Origin of the sequence: Bradyrhizobium hipponense (assembly GCF_008123965.1) — a bacterium.
GTDB lineage: Bacteria > Pseudomonadota > Alphaproteobacteria > Rhizobiales > Xanthobacteraceae > Bradyrhizobium > Bradyrhizobium hipponense.
The window spans coordinates 1-4772 of record NZ_VSTH01000262.1 but is presented as its reverse complement, the minus strand read 5'-3'; the positions used below and the strand labels follow the sequence as shown (position 1 = coordinate 4772).

General features: G+C 66.3%; 1 protein-coding gene. It reads right to left on the bottom strand.

Annotation, left to right across the window (positions count from 1 at the left end):
- Positions 1–4772: non-ribosomal peptide synthetase (locus tag FXV83_RS41370; protein ID WP_148745761.1), on the bottom strand; the 4772-nt coding region annotated here is incomplete at both ends.

Genomic DNA, 4772 nt, shown 5'->3' with positions numbered 1-4772 from the left:
GGCACGGGCGCGCCATGACCATCCAGCAGGTACACCCGCGTGTTGGCAATTGGCCGCCCGATCGGGACCACTGACCCATTAAAATCAGCCGGGCAAGTCCAGACTGTCGCGCAGACTGTTGCCTCGGTCGGGCCATAAGCGTTGATAATTGATGCTGGGGCCAGATTTCGGATGAGTTCAGACTTCGGCAGCTCTCCAGCAAGAATGAGAACTTGCGCAGCCAAACGTTTGAGATCCTTGCTTGCCTGAAGCAACGCTGGGGGAAATGTCGCGTGGGTGATGGCTTCGCTTCGGAGATAATCCGATAGCTTGTTACTCGCTTGACGGATCTCTTCCGCAGGCAAGTGCAAAGCGGCCCCGGAGCCAAACGCCATCAGAAGCTCCCAAGCGCTTGCATCAAAACCAATGGAGGCGAACTGCACGACTCGGCTGTTGGAAGAAGCGCCAAAAAGACCGACCTGAGCCAACAGCAGATTGACCAACCCCCGATGCTGGACCATGACGCCCTTTGGGGTTCCGGTTGAGCCGGAGGTGTAGATCACATAGGCGAGATGGCGCGATGTGAGGCCAAGCGTGCGCCGGTCAGGGTCCGAAGCCGGCCGTTCGGCCCAGGCCGGCGTGGCCGTCTCCAGATCGATGACCGTCACATCGGTCAGCACCTCGGGGCCGAGTGCTGCGCGACCGGCGACGTCGCAAAGCAGCAGCCGCGGCGCGGCATCGTCGACAACCTGCTGCAGCCGCTCGCTGGGATAGGCTGGGTCCAGCGGCAGATAGGCACCGCCCGCCTTGAGGATCGCCAAGACACCAACCACCATGGCCAGGCTGCGTTCGAGGCAGATCGCCACCGGCTGGTCCGGCTTGACCCCGAGGGCGATCAGGTGATGCGCCAGCCGGTTGGCCCGCGCGTTGAGCTCGCCATAGCTCAGCCGCTCGTTTTCGCAGACCAGCGCCACCGCCTCCGGCGCCTTTTGCACATGCGCCTCGAACAGCTCATGGACGCACCGCTCCGATGGATAGGCCTCCGCCGTCCGGTTCAGATCCTCCAGCAGATAGGTGCGCTCCTCAGCCGGCAGGATGTCCAGCTCGCGTACCGGCGTATCCGGGGCATGCTCCAGCGCCTTTGCCAGCTGCTCGAGCGCCCGCTGCATGTAGCCGCAGACCCGATCCGCAGAGATAGGCTCCGCCACCTGTACCGTCAGGCCCAGCGCCTCGCCAAAATCCTCCACCGACAAGGACAGGGGATAGTTGGTGCGCTCCTCCCTGCCCAGCCATTCCACCCCCTCTAGCCCATCATTCGGTGCAGAACCGGACATGACCGCTGGCGTGGTGTGACGGTAGTTCAACAGCGCGCTGAACAGCGGCGCCGGTGCCGCAACGGCGCTGCAGCGCTGCGCCAGCGCCAGCGAGGCATGCTCATGTGCCAGCAGCTCGGCCAGCCGGGCGTGGGTGGTGCGCACGCTCGCCTCGACGGCGGTCCCATCAAGATCAAGCCGCAGCGGCAGGGTGTTGATGAACAGGCCCATGGCGCGGTCGGCACCGGCGCCGCCCTGCAGGCGGCCGAACAGCACCGTGCCAAACACCACCTGCTCGCGGCCGCTGCTGCGCGCCACCACCTGCCCCCAGGCCAGATGGCACAGGCTGGCCAGACTCACGCCCAGCCGCCGCGCCTGGCTGCGCAGCCGCGCGTTGAGCGCCTGCGGCAGCATCCGATGCGCCTCACGAACCCCGCCGCCGTCGCCGCGCACCTCGCTCAAGTCGAACGGTGTGGTCGGCTCGTCGATGTCGGCCAGCCGCTCCCGGAAGAACGCTTCATCCGCCTCGGCATCACCGCCGAGATGCGCCTGCGCCACCAGATTGCGGAACGGCTGCGGGGCTATCAGCTCATGCTCGCGCCCCTCCAGCACGGCCCGGACCTCGGCATGCATCACGTCCAGCGTGGTGTGATCCCCGATCAGATGATGCTGCAGCTCCAGCAGCAGCCAGCGCGCGCTGCCGGGCTCGCGCGCAATCACAAACCGCAGCAGTGGCGCCCGGCCAAGCTCGATGCGGTGCCGGCGCGGATCAAATCGCTCCCTGAGCTGCTCGGCGCCAGCGCCATGAGCGCCATCAAGCTGGACCTCGGTCACCTCCAGTCGCGCCTTTCGCCACACCACCTGGGCCGGCCGCGACAACCCCTCCCAGACAAACGACGTGCGCAGGATGTCATGCCGATCCACCACCCGCTGGACCGCGGCAAGATAGCGCTCGAGCAGCCCACGCTCGGCAAACGCCATCTGCGACACCAGCAGGTATGGATCGCCCTTTGCCGACAGCTGATGATGGAACAGGAAGCCGTCCTGCAGCGGTGACAGGCCGTAAATGTCCTGGATGTTGCCAACGCCGCCGGGCACCGTGGCGACGATCCGGTCGATCTCGTCCTGCGCCAGCTCGATCAGCGGCAACGTCTCCGGCGTGATCGCCGCACTACGCTCGGTGATCAGGTTGGCCGGGACCGCCACCTCGTGATGGCGGCCCAGGCTTGCGGCCAGATCCGCCAGCACCGGCTTGGCGAACAGGGTGCGCACCTCGATGCCCAGTGACCGCCGCCGCAGACGCTCCATCAACTGCACCGCCAAGAGCGAGTGCCCTCCCAGTTCGAAGAAGTTGTCGTACCGTCCGACCCGCTCCAGCCCGAGCAGCTCGGCCCAGATCTGTGCCAGCGCCGTCTCCATCTCGCCCTGTGGCGGCACGTAGGTCCGGCGCGCATACGCCTCGTCGTCCGGCGCCGGGAGCGCGTTTCGATCGAGCTTACCGTTCACCGTCAGCGGAAGCGCCGCCAGCCGCACGAACGCACTCGGCACCATGTAGTCCGGCAGCCGCGCACCCACATGCGCCCGCAACCCGCCGGCCAGATCAGAATCCTCAGCTTCGGCGGCAACGACATACGCAACGAGCCGCTGCTCGCCGCGACCATCCTCGCGCGCCACCACCACCGCCTCGCGCACCCAGGCGTGCTCGCAAAGCCGCGCGGTGATCTCGCCCGGCTCGATGCGGAAGCCGCGGATCTTCACCTGGTCGTCGTTGCGGCCCAGGAGCTCCAGATTGCCGTCCGGCAGATAACGCCCCAGGTCGCCGGTCCGGTACAGCCGATCGCCGTCTACAAAGGGACTGGCGATGAACCGCTCGGCTGTCAGCTCAGAGTGGTTCAGGTAGCCCCGCGCCACCCCCGCCCCGCTAATGTAAAGCTCGCCCACCGCACCGAACGGCACGGGCGCGCCATGACCATCCAGCAGATAGACCCGCGTGTTCGCAATCGGACGGCCAATCGGGACAATGGCCTCATCAAACTCAGCCGGGCAACTCCACGCTGTAACGTCGATCGCAGCCTCAGTCGGACCGTAGAGATTGTGCAGGCTCGTCCAAGGCAATACGCGCCGAACCTTATGCACACTGGCGGCAGGAAGCGCCTCGCCGCTGCATAAAACACGCCGCAGCGATGTGCAGCGGTCAACACTCTTCGCATCCATAAAGCTGACCAGCATGGATGGCACGAAGTGAACCGTCGTGATGCGCCGGCTGATGATCAAGTCGACCAATGCATCGGGATCTCTGTGCGCACCCGGCGGCGCCAGTACCAGGGTCGCCCCTTCAAGCAACGTCCAGAAGAATTCCCAGGCCGAGACATCGAAGCCAAACGGGGTCTTCTGCAAGACGACATCAGTCGCATCGAGTGCATACGCTTTTTGCATCCAGATCAGGCGATTGATAATAGCCCGGTGCTCATTCTGTACCCCTTTGGGCGTTCCGGTTGAGCCGGAGGTGTAGATCACATAGGCGAGATGGCGGGATGTGAGGCCGAGGGCGCGCGGCTCGGGATCAGAGGCGGGCAGCCCGGCCCAGGCCGGGGTGGCTGTCGTAAGATCGACCACGCTCACATCGGCCAGCGCCTCGGCGCCGAGCGCGGCGCGGCCGGCCGCATCGGCCAGCAGCAGTCGCGGCGCCGCATCGTTGAGGAGCTGCCGCAGCCGCGCCGACGGATAGGCCGGGTCCAGCGGCAGATACGCCCCGCCGGCCTTGAGGACCGCTAAAAGCCCCACCACCATCGCCACGCTGCGCTCAAGGCAGATCGCCACCGGCTGATCCGGCTTCACCCCGAGCCCGACCAGATGATGCGCGAGGCGGTTCGCCCGTGCATTGAGCTCGCCATAGCTCACGCGCTCGCCCTCGCAGACCACCGCCACCGCGTCCGGCGCTTGGCGCACCTGCGCCTCGAACAGCTCATGGATGCACTGCTCCGCCGGATAGGCCGCCGCCGTCCGGTTCAACTCCTCCAGCAGGTAGGCGCGCTCAGCGGGCGACAGCAGCTCAATCCGCCCGACCGGTTGCCGCGCATCGGCCATCATCGCCCGCAGCAGCGCCAGCAGATAGCCACGCTGCCGCTCGATCGTCGTCGGATCAAACTGCGCTGTGGCATAACCCAGCGTTCCCGCAATCACCTCGCCGCGCTCGCCGAGGTTCAGCTCCAGATCAAACTTGACCTGATCGTAGCCCTGCCCCGCCGCCTCGACGCGCAGCCCGGCAAGGTCGAACGACTCGACGGCGTCGTGCTGCCAGGCCAACATCACCTGGAACAGCGGCGTGTGATCAAGATGCCGGGGCGGCTGCACGATCTCGACCACCTGCTCAAACGGCAGGTCCTGATGCTCCTGCGCAGCCAGCGCCGTGCGCCGCGTCCGTTCCAGAAGCTGCGACACGCTCGGCGCGCCCGACAGGTCGAGGCGAAGCGCCAGGGT